Source organism: Streptomyces sp. NPDC002676 (genome assembly GCF_053592455.1).
Genome location: NZ_JBSFVT010000021.1, coordinates 109,324 through 125,404, shown reverse-complemented (window position 1 = coordinate 125,404; position 16,081 = coordinate 109,324). Strand labels below are relative to the sequence as shown.

Below are 16,081 nucleotides of genomic sequence, written 5' to 3'. Positions count from 1 at the left end.
TCAGCCCCCAGCAAAGCAGTTGACTCCTCCCACCGGCCTACGACCAACCCGACCTGCCGTCAACCTGCACCAACACCGGATTTAACGAACTACCGGTACTTGGTGAGGTGGGAGGGAATGTCGCTGAGCTGAGGCGCCGGCTGGCCACTGCAGGTGGCGGGGCTTCGGTGCCGTCGGCGTCGCTGGTGCACCGGGTGATCCGCAGGGACCGTCGGGCGGGGCGGGCTTTGCTGGTCGAGCGGGAGCCTGAGGTGGCCGGGCCGCGTAGGCCGGATCCGCTCAGCGAGCTGGGCCTGAACGTGGCGGTCGAAAGAGGCGGCGGTGGGCAGGTTTTTCTGCGGGAGCAGAAGCATCTGGCGCAGGTCCCGGTCCTCGTGCCGGGTGCCCAGGTGGTTCACACATCTGCCGTTCGGTCAGTGCTGGGGACGGTTGCGCACGCGGCCGCGGTGGGTGCGGTGGTGTGTTTGTACGGCGATGCCGGTCATGGGAAGACGGTCGCGCTGCAGTACGCGCGCGTCTTCTTGCGAGCCGCGGCCTGCTTCGCCCGCCTCGTACTCGGCGACGATCAGGACTGCTTGCCGCGCCCGGGGACCGTACGCATCTGCTGCGCCTGGCGGAGACGGCGAGGCTGCGCCCGCCGCAGCCTCCCGCCGCCAGGCGGGCCGGCCTGGCTGGCCGCGTCGAGTGGGACTGGCGCGAACAGCAGGAAGCCAAGAAGTACGACGCAATGCTGGGCGTACGTGAGAAGCCCTCACGGGGCTGAACGACCTCGCCGGCGGGATCGGCCGCGAGCCTCGCGGATTCCCGGCGAGTAGGTCATCCGATCGAGAAGTCGGCGAACTCGACGTCGGTGAAGGCGATATGCAGGGTCTATACGGTCAACGGTGGATCTTCGAACAGGAAGTGACACCTGATGACAGACGCGACCGTCTCGGCTGAGGCCGTCGAGGAAGTGGCCCCCGCGGGGGCCCCGGATGCGCTGGATGATCAGTTGATCAGCCAGCTGGTGGACCGGGCGAAGGCCGACGGGATCCAGCTGACTGGCGAGGGCGGGCTGCTGCAGCAGCTGACGAAGCGGATCCTCGAGGCCGCCCTCTAAGGCGAGATCACCGACCATCTCGGGCACGAGAAGCACGAGCGGACCGAGAACGGCAACGTTCGTAACGGCACCCGCTCCAAGACCGTGATCACCGATGTCGGCCCGGTCGAGATCGAGGTGCCGAGGGATCGGGCGGGCTCCTTCGAGCCGCAGATCGTCAAGAAGCGGCAGCGGCGGCTGAACGGCGTGGACGAGATGGTGCTCTCGCTGTCCGCCCGCGGCCTCACGCACGGCGAGATCTCCGCTCACCTCACGGAGGTCTACGGCGCCGAGGTGTCCAAGACGACGATCTCCACGATCACCGACAAGGTGATCGACGGCATGCACGAATGGCAGAACCGCCCGCTGGACTCGGTCTATCCGGTGCTGTTCATCGACTGTGTCCACGTGAAGCTGAGGGATGGTCAGGTCGCCAACCGGCCGGTCTACGTGGTTCTCGCGGTCACGGTCGAGGGCACCCGGGAGATTCTCGGGCTGTGGGTCGGCGACGGCGGCGAGGGCGCCAAGTACTGGCTCCAGGTGCTGACCGAGATCAAGAACAGGGGCGCGGACGACGTCTGCATGGTCGTCTGCGACGGCCTGAAGGGCCTGCCCGATGCGATCGCGACGGTCTAGCCTCAGGCGATCACGCAGACCTGTGTCGTTCACCGCAGCTGTAAAGAATCAAGCTGTCGGCGTGTCGTCGGCCTGTCCTTGATCGTCTGGCAGGTTCGCGATGTGGGCGAGGATTTCGGCGGCCGAGCCGAAGCGTCGTGGGGCGGGCGGAAGAGCGATGCCCGCCTCTTCGAGGACCGGCTGCGCGTCGGCAAGGGCGTTGCGTACGGTGTTCAGGCTCACGCCGAGCACCTCGGCCAGGACCGGTTTGGACGCGATCTGCCGGGCGTCGAGGACTGCCACGAGCAGGCGCTCGGCGTCAGTGATCTTCTGCCGGAACACGCCGCCGCGTGAGCCTGGCTGCCGCGGGCCGCCGCGCTGGAGGTGGCGACGGCGCTCGATGAGCGCGGCCTGCTGTACCGAGAGCCGGTCGATCAGCGTATCCAGCTCGGGGCGGCGCATGCCGGTCAGCGCGGGATGGGCGAGCTGGTGGGTCGCCTGCTGGCGGGCGGTGACTGGGGCACCGCTGGCCAGATAGTCGCGCATCTCTTGACTGTTGTTGAAGCACAGGGTGGTCGGCACGACCGTGATCTTGTGCTCTTGCAGGAGTCGGCGGACGTCCTTGATCGCGGGCCCGATGGTCCGCTGGTTGAGGCCCAGCATGTCCGCCAGCGTGGTCTGGGAACAGATGTGGCGCAGATACAGAACGCTGACCAGGACCTTGTCGGCCGGGCTGAGCGCGGGCGGACGTGATCCCGCACTCTCGCGTCGACGTCGGCCGTCGCGGTAGCACCACAGCCGCTCCTCTCTCAGCCCGGCGAGACCGGGGGCGAGTCGTTCGGCGATCCGGGTCAGCTCCTGCGGTTCCATGCCGGTCAGGGCCGGGTTGGCCAGTAGATCGAGCACCTCGCGACGGGCGCGGTCATCGCGAACTGCCTGACTGTCGACTCCGGTTTGGCCTGTTGGCAGGACGGTGTAGTTCCACGCGCCGTTCTGCTGGTGGACTTCGATCGGCAGCGCCTTGATCTGGGCCTTGCTCACCGCGATGCCCAGCGGGTAGCTGCCGGTGTCCAGTTCGGCCTCGATCCGCAGCCCAGCACGGGTGCGGGTGGCAGCGATGGCTTGGACGACGACTTCGTGGCTGGTCAGCGGCCTGCCACGCCAGTTGAGCGTGATGTGGGCGAACATCCGGTGCTCGATCTTGTTCCACTTCGAAGTCCCGGGAGGATAGTGACAGACCGTGACGGCCAGGCCCGCCTCCGCCGCGAACGCGGCCAGTTCGGCCTTCCACAACCGGTAGCGGTAGCTGTTCGATCCGCCCGCATCCGCGGTGATCAGCAGCCGGCTCGCCTCCGGGTAGTCGAGTCGGCCTCGGGCCTGCCACCAGCGGCGGATCGAGGCGACCGCGAAAGCGGAAGTGTCGTGATCGACCCCGACGTTGACCCAGCCGGTGTTCGCGGACACGTCGTAGATGCCGTAGGGGATGGCGGCGTCTCCGGTCGGCCCGGAGAAGAAGCAGTGGTCCTCCACCAGCACCGGGTCACCCTTCGGACGCCACTGCCGTCCGGGGTTGGGCAGTTGGCCGAGCAGTTCTTCTTCTTCGTGTCCACGCTGATGACAGGCTCTCCGTCGGCCTGATGCTGCTTGACCTGCTCATTGATGTAGCGGAACTGAGCGTCACGGTCCGGGTGCTGCGTGCCCTCCAGCACCTTGGCCTGGGCCTGGAGGCTGAAGCCGCTTTCCTTCAACAGCCGGCCTACCGTCACGGTCGACACAGGGTGTCCCTGCCGGGTCAGCTCGTCGGCGAGGTTCCGCAGCGACTTGGTCGTCCAGCGCAGCGGCGACATCGGATCACCCCGCTCGTCCGGTTCAACCAGCCTCATCAACGCAGGGAGCAGCTCCGGGTCCATGTGCTCGGCCCTCTTGCGGCCGCCGCCTGGCCGCCGAATCCGGCCTGGACCGGCCTCGCCACCGCCGGCTTCGAGCTCGAAGACACCTCGGCGGATCGTGGTCGCACTGATCCCGGTGACCAGTGCGACCGTCCGAACCCTTCCATGGCCCAGCAGCCTTGCCTCCGTCGCCAGCATCAACCGCCGCTGCCGCTCGTCAAGCTGCGGCAGTAACACCTGGAAACGCGCAGCCAGTTGAGCCCGACTGCTCTCCGATATCGCCATACCACTTAAACGACGCCACAGCGGGAAGGCAACACGTTGTTTCCTTACGGCTGCACCTGCTGCGGGCGTCGTTCCGTTACGCGGCCCGGCAGGACTGGGACAAGATCTCCAAGGCGCTCAAGCCCGTCTACGCCGCGCCGACCCAGGACGTTGCGGAGGAGAAGTTCCTGGAGTTCGGCGAGACGTGGGGCAGGAAGTATCCGGCGATCGTGAGGCTGTGGGAGAACGCCTGGGCCGAGTTCGTTCCCTTCCTTCAATTCGACACCGAAATAAGGCGAGTTGTGTGCACCACGAACGCCATCGAGTCGGTCAACGCACGTATCCGCAAGGCCGTCCGCTCCCGCGGACATTTCCCGAACGAGCAGGCAGCGATCAAGTGCGTCTACATGGCCGTCATGAGCCTGGACCCCACCGGGCAGGGACGCAAACGCTGGTCACAGCGATGGAAGGCCGCACTCAACGCCTTCGAGATCACCTTCGACGGCCGGCTCTCCGCCGCCCGCCGCTGAACCCCTAACAACTCCAGAAACACCGTTCACTGGACAGACCCGCGCGATCACCCGCCGGCCCAACTCGATCTCCGCAGCCTCCAACATCTCAGCCAGCCGCGCGACTTCCTCCCGCAGACCCGCCACCCTCACACGGGCAGCCGCCTCCCGCTCCTCCAGCATCCCCAGCACCGACGCCACCGCGCACCCCTCGACCACAAAGCGGACACAAGATGCCGGGAGGCCTCCCTCACCCCGAGCGAAACCATGCCTGACCAGCAGAAATCAAAGGATCACGTTCGGTTGAGATACGGCTTCTGGTCAGATTGGTGCCTGGTGGCGGTAGCGCTTCAAGCCCGGGTTGCTACGGCTCTGTGACGGAGGGAAGGAGGGCTTGGGCTGTGTGCTGAGCTGGCGCTTTGTCAGGTGGAGTGAGCATTGGTCAGTTGTGGTCGGTTTTTCCGAGTGGTGATCAGGTTCGTTGAGCGTTTCTATGCGCTGGTTGTGGTGTCGGTGGGGTGGTTGAGCCAGTACAGGGCGGTGTCCATGTCTCGTGCGGTCCAGTTACGGATTGGGGCTGGGGCGTGGGCCAGGAGTTGGTCGATCGCGTCTATGTAGCGGCTGTAGCGGCCGGGTGTGTTGCTGAGGGTGATGCCGAGGGTGCGCAGTCCGCTGTGTGCTCGCCGGTCGTAGACGGCCATGCGTTCCGGTGCGGCTGCCGTGAGGACGGCGGACGCGAGGGCGTCACCGGTGCGGCAACCCGGTAGTGAGGCCAGGGCGGCTCGGCCGGCTTGTGCTGCCGAGCCGCGGCTGAGAGTGGTGTCCCGGGCGGCGGCCGTGGCCGCGGCGGTTGTACGGCGTACGTCGGCGTCCGCGAGCGCCATGAGTTCGGCAGCCCAGGGTGTATCGGCCCTGAGGCGTTTCCACATCAGCAGTGCTCCGATGTCGGCTTTGCCGATGTCCCCGCTGACGCATGCACGTTGAGCGACGTGTTGCAACGTCTCGTCGTAGTACGGGCTGACGGTGTCGGTGTAGGCCTGGCGGGCGGAGGCCAGGCGCTGCCATTGCTCGGGTGCGAGGGCGAACGGATCGTCTGTCACGGCATGCTGCTCTGTCTTATTTCGCGGCATGGTCGGGGGTGGTCAGCCGCTGCCCGTGGTGTTGCCGCGGTGTTCGCGGAGTGCTTGGAGGATGTGTGCCCGGTGTTCGTCCTGGGGGCTATGGGGGTCTGCCTCAGGGGTGTCGAGGAGCGGGGCGAGGCGGCTGTACAGCGTTTCGAGGCCGATGAGCGCGTCGAGGCCCTGCAGGGTGTCGTTGTCGATGATGGGGAACGGTGCCCGGTCGGGTGGGAGAAGCGCGGCGAGGAGGTCGAGCAGGGTCCACTCCTGGTCGAGGTGCTGGTTGATCCAGGTCCGAGAGGTCGCCGGTTCGGTGTGGCGCCATGCCCAGATGAGGGTGATCTCCAGCTCGGTGAGTTCGTGTACGGGTCGGCTCGCGGCGGGGGTGAGGTGCCGAGCGATCTCGTGGCTGATCAGTGTGCGAGCCTGGCAGATCCAGTCGGGGGTGGCTGCTGCCTGTGTGTGGTCCGGGCTGTCACCGTCGCGGCTGGTGACGCGTTGGAGGGTGCGAGCAGCCAGGACGGCTCCGTCAGGGGTCTCGGCCATGGTCTTGAGGATCGCGGGCCGTTCGGGCTCGGCAAGGTCGGTCAGAAGGTCTTTTACAAGGAAGCCCATGGCGAGGTCCGCTGTGAACAGGCCGAAGACCCCTTGAGGGGCGGCGGTGAGGTGGCCGTAGTGCTGGGCTGCGGCTTTCAGAAGCGCGGCCGCCGGTAGGGGAGTGCCTGCGGCGCGTTTGTAGTCGATGCGGCGGGCGATGCGCTGGGTGTCGTCACGCAGACGCAGGAGGAGTTCGTCTGCTTCGGTGCCTGGGATGCCGTCGGCCAGTTGCTGCAGGGCAGCATCGAAGGTGTACTCGGGAAGATCGTCGTCGGGGATGCCGAAAACCATGTACCGGTCGAAGTAGTCGATGCTGCCAATGCCGCGCCGCAGCGCGATGGCCTGGGCGTTGGCGCCGTAGCCGAGTGCTTGGCGAAGCGGCGCGAAAAGCATGCTCATCAGGCCGATCACGCCGTCCAGGTGCTGTTTGGCGACGCCAGCATCCTGCAGTCTGGTGCGCCAGCGGTCGACGCGCTGTTCCGGCCGCTCGTCGCGGCGCGACGGTATGTCGACGCTGGTGCCGGTGAGTTCGGCTCGGTGCTGCCACAGCAACTGGTAGGCGCGGGGCTCGCTGGTGCGCAGGAAGGTGACGATGAGGAAGTCGACGATGTCGACGTTTCCGGTGAGCTGGCCGAGCGTGGCGTCTGCCTGGCCGAAGAACCGCTTGATGGCCCGCGGGGTACGCAGCCGGGCCTGCAGGTACCGATAGTAGGCCTCGGAGAGCCTCTGCTGCTCGTCAGGCGTCAGGGTCAGACTGTGCGAGGCGAGGACTGCGGAGAGGGAACGGTCGACCAGGAGGTCGGCGTCGCGCTCACGGAACGCGGGAAGATCCAGCCGGACCTGGATGATCTTTTCCAGGAAGCCGCGTGCACGGGGCTCGCTGTTGCCGACCAGCTCACTGCGTTGCAGGACGTCCAGCAGGGTCCGTTCGTCGAAGCTGATCAGGTAGTACACATTGGGTAGATGCCCTACCAGGCGTACCAGCTTGAAGACGACGAGGAGCTCTTCGGGGGTGAGGCGGTCCAGGTCGTCCATGACGACGAGCACCGGGTGGCCCGCTTTGCGCAGGGCCTCCTCGGCTTTGCGTTTGGCAGCGGATGCGCTCGTGTCACCGCTGATGCGGTTGCTGACCTCCTGGATCAGCCCCTCCGAGTCTAGACCGAAGAGGGCGGTGACCTTCCCCAGAGGACTGATGGCTTTTCCGAATCCGCCGATCTTCTCCCGTGCATCGGACCAGCGTCCGTCATTCGGGAGGGCTTCGCGGATCTCGCTGAACAGCGCCAGCGTCAACGACTCCAGATCGGAGTACAGCCAGGGATTGAGTTCCGCGACCAGCCAGCCGTCATCGTTGGCTGTCTCTTGTAGACGGCGTGTCACCTTGCCGAGGACGCTGGACTTTCCTGAGCCCCAGGGGCCGATCAGCGCGAGGACTCCGGTTTCGGTCTGGTTCCTTACCCGGTCCAGCAGGCTGATCACATGCTGGGCGTACTGTCCGTGCCCGAGCAGGTCAGGTCCTTCCTCGTGGTCGAGGAAGGGCTCGTCGTTGAAGAAGCGCGCGTCGGCCATCTGCTCATTGTCGGGGCAGGCCTCGGCTCGGGTACGGGTGTCAGCGAATCAGGTCGGGGATGATGCCGATGCTGACCAGGAGGTGTTGTTGGTCAGGGTGGAGGAGGAGCCAGGCGCGTCGTTGTCGGTCGAGCCAGTGGCGGGTGGCGGGGTGGCGGGGATCTTTGCGGGCGTGCTGGTAGGCGCGTTGCCAGGCCATGCCCCAGGGCGGGTTCCACCAGGGGTCGATGGCGGTCAGAGCGTGGGCTGCAGGGGTAGGGCCTGTCTTTCTCGTCCGGTAGCGCCGCTTGTTCAGCCATCGGCCGAGCGGGAAGCCGTCCTGGGTGGTGTCGCAGGGGACGGCGAGGTGGCCGACCTCGAGGACGCGGGCAGCAGGGCCACGTTCATGATCCGCGACCGCGACTCGAAGTTCACGGCCGCTTTCGACGACCTGCTGACCGACGCCGGGCTGACGGTCGTCACCACCGGCATCCGGATACCGCGGATGAACTCCCTCATGGAGCGCTGGATACAGACATGCCGACGCGAGCTGCTGGACCGCACCTTGATCTGGAACCAGAGCCACCTGCTGCACACGCTCCGCGAGTTCGAGACCTTCTACATCTGCCATCGACCGCACCGAGCCCTGGGCCAAGCCGCGCCGCTGCGCCCACTGCCTGCACCGATCAACGTGCCAGAGCCGATCCGGCACCTTGAGGTCCGCCGACGAGACCGGCTCGGCGGAACCCTGCACGAGTACCAACATGCCGCCTGAGCAGGCCGGATGATTTATCGGCACTCGCAATGCTGCGGCCCACCTCCGCAGGCGCGGAGAAGATCCGTCGAGGCTATCCCAGCCAATCAGGCGCTTCGGCTTACCTCCGCTCGCGCGGAGAGGGCGCGCCCGGCCGGTTTTCTCAGCACCATCTCTCTGGCTCACCTCCGCTCGCGCGGAGCGGATGCCTCAAGGCTCGCGGTGTTGTGGGCTTCGCGATTCTTTTTTCAAGGTGCGGGTGTGTTTGGGATGTTACTGGCGTACGAGGCCGTCGAGTCGGGAGAGGTGGTGGGTCTTGCCGTTGAGTTGGTAGGGCCGCGCTCCTGTGCTGGTGACGCGTTGTGGCAGGAGGAGGACGTCTTGGAGGGCGCCGATGTCTCGCCAGGCGGTGGGGGTGTTGGTTTCGGGGCCGTGTCCCAGGAGCCATCGGTGGTCGATTTGGACGGTGTGGGCCATGAGGTTGCGGATGGTGGCTGTGTCTCGGGGATCGATGTGGGCAGGGAGCGGCCGGTGGCGTGCCTGGCGGTCGAGCCAGGGCTGGCCGTTGGTGTCGGTCCAGGCGGGCAGGACGCGGACGGTGTCTGCGCCCAGTCGGGTAACGAGGAGGTCTTCGTCGTCAATGGTGGTGAGCGGGTGGAGGTCGCGGATTAGTTGGGTGGGGGTGGGGATGGTGGCGGTGTCGGCGAGAGCACGCATGGCTTGTTCGGTGGCGAGATCGTTCGTGCCGGCTGCGGTGGTCCAGTCGGCGGCGTAGACCTGGTCGACCAGGCTCTGGACGTCTTCGGGGATGGCGCAGATGCCGCCGGTGAGGTCTTGGAGGGCCGTCACCGTGCGGTTGAGAAGGTTTTCGTTGTAGACGGTGCCCCACCTCTGTGGTGGGAGTTTTCCGGTGGGGATGAGGACGGTCATGGCCGGGGTGGGGGCCCAGGCGGGGCGGTTGGTGCGGGGGTGGCGGTGGCATCGGCCGGCGCGCTGGAGGAGGAGGGCGATCGGGGCGAGGTCGCTGATGACGTGGTCGAAGTCGACGTCGAGGGATTGTTCGATGACCTGGGTGGCGACGACGATGACTGGCCGGGAGGGACGGCGGCCGCGGGCTGGGGTGTAGTTGCCGTCCGGGGTGGTGTGGGCGGCGCGGGGCTTTCCGCAGCACGTCTGCGTCAGTGGTGTGCACGACGAGCACCACGACCTCGGGCGCCGGGTCGGTGGTCTCGCTCAAATCGGTCAACGTGATCTCGGGGCGGACGCGTAACTGGCTGGTTATCCCGGCCTGCGAGATCGGGTCCTGGGCGCGCAGTGCCACTACAGTCCGTCGCATGATCACACCGCCTCGTCCCTAGCGATCGGATCACTGCTCACCGCAGACTCTCCTTACCGGGGCCACGGTCGTTTGCCATGGGACGTGTATCGGACCAACTCGCGAGCGCGAGTGCGAGATCCTTGGGGTCGGTGAGGGTCCGGCTGCCGTCCGGCGCATGAACCCAGAACAGCGATGATGTCCCGGGTGCTTCCGGTAGCGGGCAGAGCACACTCGTCGGGCTCCCAACGCCGGTGAGCAGGCATCCGCCGGGAACGTCACGCCCATCCGTGACGTATGTACAGACGAAGAAATCCCAGGTGTGTCCGCGCGCGAGCACCGGTCCGAGGGGGTCCACCGTTGATTTCAGACAATGCCAGGCCTGCTCGGCCGCCGGCACGGGAACACGGACCAGGTGGAAGGCCCGGCCAATCGGTACGGGTACCGGAAGGACTGGGGCCTTGCCCCGGATACGCCAGAAACTCGAAGCGGCGTCGATGTTGGTGTGCCCAGCTATGGCGGCGAGCCATCGGGCTCCAGGCGACAGGGAAGCAAGCATGTGGTCCTCATTGCTCTGTGCTGTACAAGCGCCCGTCAGCGGGCGAGTAAGGGGGCAGCGGTCTGTGCCACTGCAGTGCGCGGCCGGCAAGCCATCCGCGGTGACGTACAAGGCCGGATTGCGCTCAGCATGTGTGGTCGGCGGCATGGCGCTTCGCACGTGGCGGGGCGGCTGGTGCTCTGCCTGCGAGGGCGTTCTTGAGAGCGAGAACCCTGGTGATCCCGGTTCCCGGCGGGACGACCCAGCGGACGTCATCGCCTGCGGTGATGTCGCATGGAGGGACAGCTATCAGGGTGCCGCGCCGGAGAACGCGTGTCCCGGGAGTTTCCCAGCGCCCGGGCTGTATCAGGCCCGGGCGTAGCAGGAAGTGCCATATCTGGGTGTAGTTGGTCGCGAGTACGGGTCCTGTGCCGGGACCCAGCAGGTCGAGGGCGCGTGCCGCGATGTCGGCGGGGACACGTACAGCGTCGAAACGCGTCCCGCAGGCGATGCGAAGGGTCTGACGGCGGGGGACCCAGTCCATGTAGGAACGCATGTGCCCCAGATCGGTGAGGGCGGAGAGCATCTCGTTAACGTCCAGCCGTCGTGCAGGGTGCGCAGGCTCGGGGTAGGTAGGCGTCCGGTTCGGCGTACCGGTCGGCAGCGTGGATGGCATTGGATTCCTCGGTTCGGGGTCAGGCCAGGTAGCGGTGCTTCGGTGCGGCAGCGTCAGGTGCGCAGGGTTCGACACCGGCACGCCGCCGCTGCGCGCGAAGGCGGCGAGCTCCACCGCAGCCCGTTTGCGCGCTACCGCGGTGCGGTCGCGGTAGACCTTGGCGAAGTACCGGCGCCCCGAGCGGTCGGTCACGGCGCAGTTGAAGGTCACGGTGCCCGCCGGGATCTGGACCGCCTCAGCCGGGGTCACGCCGTACGCCAGGATGAGTGTCCCGGCGACCGTGGTGATCATCCGCTGCGCGTCACTCGTGCTCACGTGGAAGAAGGCTGAGGAGCGCACGGATCGGGGGCGAGGGCGATGGTCATCCACGGCACCGCCTCTTCTCGATACGAATGCCCGACGGGATCGGTGCCACTGCGGTCGTCGAGGCTGAAGGCGGTCACCATGGTCATGTCCGAGTCGTCGGCGACCGAGACGAGTTGGCTTCCACAGCGAGGGCAGAAGCCGCGGTGCAAGGTCGGCCAGCTCGAGTACCACGTGGGCTCGCCACCCAGGCCGATCCACCTCAGCTCGTCCTTGCGGAAACCGACCCACAGGACAGCAGGGCCACCGGAGATGCGCGTCTCGTGGCGACATGAGCACAGGTGTGGGTCGTCCGGGACGCCGGTCACCTCATACTTGATGTTGCCGCACAGGCAGCTTCCTGTTCGCACTTCGGGCATCGGCACGGCTGTGGTGGCGACCAGCGCCGTGTTACTGACGGGGTGGTCACTCGAGCTGGGGGAATCGGTAGGGCGGTCAGGTCCGGAAGAGTGGGGTGAAGCGGGCATGGTCTCCTCGTTCGATTTCGTCTGCCGGGGTGTCCGGCGTTCGGGCGGGGTTCAGATGGTTGGGGGTCGGCCGGCCTTGGTCAGTCGCCATACGGTGTGCCAGCTCATGGGTGTGCGCTGCTGCTCGGAGCGGCGGGTCCAGCCCTCGCGCATGCCGTCCAGAGAGTCGCCCACTCCGCCGCTGCGCAGGGCACGCGCCAGGGTGATGACAGTCCACGCGGTCAGATACAGCGGGATCAGCGGGCTGGGGAGATTGCGGTAGGCGACCGCGATCCGGTTGCGGGCCGCGAGCCGCCAGAAGAGGCGGTGCCGCGCCGGGCTGGTCACCGGGTGGTGCATGCGGATGTCAGCCGCGTACCAGCCGCTGTATCCCGCTGACCAGCAGCGATACGCCAGGTCAAGGCCCTCGTGGTAGAGGAAGAACGTGCTCTCCCAGCCGCCGACCTCGTCGAAGACGCTCCGGCGGATGAGGACGACGCCCTCGGTCATGGTGGTGATGACGCCGGGCCGCCCCGGATCATCCGCCCGGAGGCGGGGCACCCAGCGGCGTGGCGTGGTCGTATCGTCCGGACCGGTCAACCGGGGCTGGACGTAGGCGGCTTCGGGGTGCGCCACGGCCGCGGCGACGAGCCGGGCCAGGACATCAGAGCGCGGCAGGCAGGCGTCGTTGTCCAGGAAGAACACGTACGGCGCCGGGGTGCCGGCCTTCCGTAGCGCGTCGGCACCCGCGTTGCGCCCACCGGGGATCCCGATGTTCTCCGGCAGGGCGACGGTGAGCGCACCGGGCGGGACGACCTGGGGGATGCACCCGTTGCCCACGACAACGACCCGCACCTCGACTCCAAGCTGGCCCAGCAGCGTCTTCTGCGCCAGTGCTTCTTCCTCGGGGCGGTCGTTCATGGTCAGAAGGACCACGTCCACTCGTGGCGTCACACTGCCCCCTGGACGGGGAAGGCGACGCTCACGGCTTCACCTACGGAGGGAGTGCGGCCCGGCCACTGGAAGACGAGCCGAGCGTTCGGCTTGTCGAGAACATCGCCGACCGGTAGCTGGTCGTCGGGGGTTCCGGCCGGGTGGACGCTCATGGGTGGATAGCCGGACTCGCGCACGTCCCGGTCCCAGCTCTGCACGCAAGCGGCGAACCGCGCGGCCAGTTCGGAGGCGGCCGGGCCGTAGGCGTGGATGTAGAACTCCCAGCGGGCGTCGAGGGGCTTGGGAGCGTCCTTGATCTTGATGCAGGTCAGGTAGGCGAGGGAGCCGTCGGCCACGACCGCGGCCGCATCTTGCTGCGCCACCAGCCTGGAATCCTCCGGAGCGGTCACGCGGCAGAATCCCGGCAGTGTGGTCGCGGCATAGAGCTGCAAGGTCTCGAAGCTGGTCTCGCCGGGGATGACGATCCCGGTCGCCTGCTCGTGCCGCGGCCCGCCAAGGGCTTTCTCGAGCTGGCTGGTGTCGGTGGGGATACCGTCTTCCCATCGCACCGTCACCTCACCGCCGGCGAGGGAGACGGCTGGGGCGCTGCGGGCGGCGGCGCCGCGGTCCCGTACGAACCCGCAGTACGTCCAGTGCTCGGCGTGCAGCACGTCTCCGCGGCGGGTCAAAGTGATCGAGCGGGTGTAGCCGCCCATCTCCAGCGGCACGACCAGCCGCGCGCCATCGGCGAGTTGCTCACGCCATGCCGGGGCGATGTCTGCTGCGTTGTGCGTGATCAGCACACCGTCGAACCCGCCGGCTGGAACGTGACCAGGTGCGCCAAGGCCGCCGTCGCCGAGGACGGCGGTCACTCGGCCGCTGCCGGCTTCCGCGCACAGCCGCTGCGTGCGGTGCACCACGAAAGGATCGATGTCCACGGTGACGACCCGGCCACTGTCCCCGAGGACGTGCGCCAGGAGCTCCGCGTTGTACCCGCCGGATCCCACTTCCAGCACGGTCAGCCCCGGCCTCAGCGCGAGTTGCTCGATCATGTCAGCCTGCAGCCAGGCCGCCGAGACAGAGCTCAGCGCGGTCTTCGGGGACTCGCGCACCGTCACCACGGCGAGGTTGTCGTGGTAGGCAGTCTCCAGCGGGGCCTCGGGAACGAACCGATGCCTGGGCACCTCCCGCAAGGCCGCCTGCATCCGGAGGGAGGGCGCCCAGCCCTTGCTGATCACGGCGTCCGCCATCTTCGCGCGCATCCGCACAGCCTCGGCCGGCTCACCCGCCACGGTCGGGACCGTTCCCGCGCACGGGTACGAGTGGACGGGCGGCAGCCCGGGCAGCACCCCGGGCCATACCGCAGCCAAGGCCTGGGCGGACGGCGCGAAGATCTTCCCCAGACTGGCCAGGGTGTGCAGGTCGTGCCACTCCCAGCGGGAGAACCGATGCGGCTCACGCAGCTCGGGCTTCCCCTCCCAGGCGGTCACGCGGACCACGGAGGTGACGCGGCGCACGTCCTGCCGGTCGTCGTGGAGGATCGCGACCATGTGGGCGTCCTCCACGCGCGCCGTCAGCCCGCTCTCCTCCGACAGCTCCCGTACGGCAGCCGCCGGTGCACTTTCGCCGGTCTCAATCCGACCACCTGGCAACTCCCACATGCCCCGGGTCGAACGCCCCAGCAGAACGCGCCCGAACGGGTCGGTGACGACCGCGGCGGCGCCGAACACCGCGTCCGGCTCGGGCGGCCGACTCCTCTCCTGCACGGTGAACACCCGGCCCGGACCACGCAGCACCAGCACAGCCAGGCCCTCCGCGTCGAACCGCTCGACGCTCTCGAACCCTTCAGTGAGCGCAGTGAGTTCATCCTCATCCTGCGCGATGTGGCGCCGCTCTTCGGGCGTGTGCTCCACGACGGGAGTGATGATCACCAGGACCCCGTCCTCGCGCAGCCGCGCGGCCAGGCGGCGCAGTGCACGCGTTCGATCACAGAAGAAGGCGATCGACAAGCGGATGGTGACGAGGTCGTAGCCATCGTCGGCGAGGTCGACAAGGTCATCGTGCTCGACATCTAGGCACAGCCAGCGCACCCCCTCTGCCCCGGCGTGCTCGGCGCGCGCCCGGGCCAGAGCACCCTCGGCGAAGTCCGCAGCGTCGACGGCGTACCCGAGCGAGGCCAGGAAAGCCGCCATCTCGCCGGTGCCGCAACAGGCGTCCAGTGCCCGGCCGCCCGATCCGGGCGCAGGCGCGTGCTCGAGCAGCAGACCCTTCTCCTCGTCCCCGAGCCGCCGGAAGCTGCGGCCGTCCTTGTAGTGCTCGGACCATTCCGCCCGGGTGTATCCCACAGATCGCTCCTCGTCCTCAACGGCGGGTGGTGCTGCGCTGCTTCGGTAGTTCGACACAATCCTGCTCACTCGGCCCCCCAGTCCCAGGTGTCGAAATAGGCGGCCACCCCGGTACGGCGGGCCTTGGCGACCGCGCTCAGCCGCGCGAAGTCCCGAGGCGGCATCCGTGCCTCCCACTCGGAAAGGGAGAGCACGCGCGCCTCGTCGTGCTCGCACGGGTCCAGCACGATCTTGCGGATCTGCTCCGCGGTGAGCCGGCGGCCGTCGAAGACCACACCGACCGTGCTGTAGGGCCACTCGACGCCGGGCAGCCCGTACACCATCGCCAGCAGTCGCGGCGGGCCGGCGACCGTCAGGCCGGTCTCCTCCTGACACTCGCGTACGGCTGTCTCCCAAGGGCGCTCGCCGGGATCCATCGTGCCTCCCACCAGCTGCCACGGATGCGTGGGCGAGTAGACGGAATGCAGCTGCAGCGGCCGGTCGTCCTCGTCGGTGAAGTACACGCACGCGAAACAGGTGGCTTTCAAGACCGTCTCGGCGTACTCCTCGGGCGACATCCAGCCGGGGCCCTCACCAGCATCCCGCGGGACATGGCTCGTCTCCCGCCCTGTGATGGCGGCCGGCTCGTCCAAGCGCGTCATGCGCATCAGCGCCGTACTGCCCGCGAACCCCAGCTCGCGGTACAACGGCGCAGCCTCCTCGCCGGCGTGGAGCTCGAACAGCGTGACCTGCTCGGAGTGGAGTTGCTCGAGGAGCGCGGTCACCACCGCCCTGGCGTAACCACGGCGCCGGACGTCCGGGCGCGTGGCGACGGCGTGCACCCGCGCGGCCAGACCCTTGGGGTAAGCCGGCGCCGGGAGCACGGGGTGGATCAGGCCGAGCGCGCAGGAGGCCATCGAACCGTCCGGGGCGTCGATGACGTAGGCTCGCGCGTCTCCCGCCGCGGCCAGCCGAGGTGCCAGCTCGTCGGTGCACCGCCGGATCCACTCCTCGCTCAAGGGCTCGGACAGGACGTACTCGGAGCGCATCCGGACGATGCCCTCGGCATCAGCGGGCGTCGCCGCCCGGACGTCGGCGTCCGGCCCGTCCGGACGGC

The 16,081-nt window shown here is 67.8% G+C and carries 8 protein-coding genes and 5 pseudogenes; 3 read left to right on the top strand and 10 right to left on the bottom strand.

Annotation, left to right across the window (positions count from 1 at the left end; all coding sequences use genetic code 11):
- Positions 1-952: 952 nt before the first annotated feature.
- Positions 953-1,711 (top strand): annotated as a pseudogene (locus tag ACWD3E_RS36270) (IS256 family transposase); the annotation flags it as partial.
- A gap of 51 nt (positions 1,712-1,762) precedes the next feature.
- Here ACWD3E_RS36270 and ACWD3E_RS36265 read toward each other — a convergent pair.
- Positions 1,763-3,867: pseudogene (locus tag ACWD3E_RS36265) on the bottom strand (ISAzo13 family transposase).
- Positions 3,868-3,917: 50 nt separating this feature from the next.
- Between ACWD3E_RS36265 and ACWD3E_RS36260 the strand changes: the two are divergent.
- A pseudogene (locus ACWD3E_RS36260) lies at positions 3,918-4,376 on the top strand (transposase); the annotation flags it as partial.
- Between the two features lie 470 nt (positions 4,377-4,846).
- Here ACWD3E_RS36260 and ACWD3E_RS36255 read toward each other — a convergent pair.
- Together ACWD3E_RS36255 and ACWD3E_RS36250 are read right to left on the bottom strand one after the other, a co-directional pair.
- Complete coding sequence (locus tag ACWD3E_RS36255) at positions 4,847-5,455, bottom strand: hypothetical protein (protein WP_451391761.1); 609 nt, start codon at positions 5,453-5,455, stop codon at positions 4,847-4,849.
- 42 nt (positions 5,456-5,497) lie between these two features.
- Positions 5,498-7,636 (bottom strand): P-loop NTPase fold protein, encoded by a 2,139-nt coding sequence (locus ACWD3E_RS36250; RefSeq protein ID WP_451391760.1) that lies wholly within the window; start codon positions 7,634-7,636, stop codon positions 5,498-5,500.
- A 307-nt stretch (positions 7,637-7,943) separates the two neighbouring features.
- Between ACWD3E_RS36250 and ACWD3E_RS36245 the strand changes: the two are divergent.
- Positions 7,944-8,390: pseudogene (locus ACWD3E_RS36245) on the top strand (integrase core domain-containing protein); the annotation flags it as partial.
- Between the two features lie 252 nt (positions 8,391-8,642).
- Here the strand turns inward: ACWD3E_RS36245 and ACWD3E_RS36240 are convergent.
- The 7 genes and pseudogenes from ACWD3E_RS36240 to ACWD3E_RS36210 all read right to left on the bottom strand — a co-directional run bounded on the left by ACWD3E_RS36240 (position 8,643) and on the right by ACWD3E_RS36210 (position 16,013).
- Complete coding sequence (locus tag ACWD3E_RS36240) at positions 8,643-9,299, bottom strand: hypothetical protein (protein ID WP_451391759.1); 657 nt, start codon at positions 9,297-9,299, stop codon at positions 8,643-8,645.
- 45 nt (positions 9,300-9,344) lie between these two features.
- Positions 9,345-9,551 (bottom strand): annotated as a pseudogene (locus ACWD3E_RS36235) (hypothetical protein); the annotation flags it as partial.
- 816 nt (positions 9,552-10,367) lie between these two features.
- Complete coding sequence (locus tag ACWD3E_RS36230) at positions 10,368-11,213, bottom strand: hypothetical protein (protein WP_451391758.1); 846 nt, start codon at positions 11,211-11,213, stop codon at positions 10,368-10,370.
- Positions 11,210-11,728, bottom strand: coding sequence for a GFA family protein (locus ACWD3E_RS36225; protein WP_451391757.1), 519 nt, complete (start codon positions 11,726-11,728; stop codon positions 11,210-11,212). Before ACWD3E_RS36225 ends, ACWD3E_RS36230 begins: the two co-directional genes overlap by 4 nt.
- Positions 11,729-11,779: 51 nt before the next feature.
- The gene (locus ACWD3E_RS36220; protein ID WP_451391756.1) at positions 11,780-12,661 is read right to left on the bottom strand and encodes a glycosyltransferase family 2 protein; all 882 of its coding nucleotides are present in this window, start codon (positions 12,659-12,661) and stop codon (positions 11,780-11,782) included.
- Positions 12,658-14,985, bottom strand: coding sequence for a methyltransferase, FxLD system (fxlM, locus tag ACWD3E_RS36215; RefSeq protein ID WP_451391755.1), 2,328 nt, complete (start codon positions 14,983-14,985; stop codon positions 12,658-12,660). The genes ACWD3E_RS36220 and fxlM overlap by 4 nt, the downstream gene beginning before the upstream one ends.
- A gap of 65 nt (positions 14,986-15,050) precedes the next feature.
- On the bottom strand, positions 15,051-16,013 hold the full coding sequence (locus ACWD3E_RS36210) for a GNAT family N-acetyltransferase (RefSeq protein ID WP_451391766.1): 963 nt from the start codon (positions 16,011-16,013) through the stop codon (positions 15,051-15,053).
- Positions 16,014-16,081 lie beyond the last annotated feature (68 nt).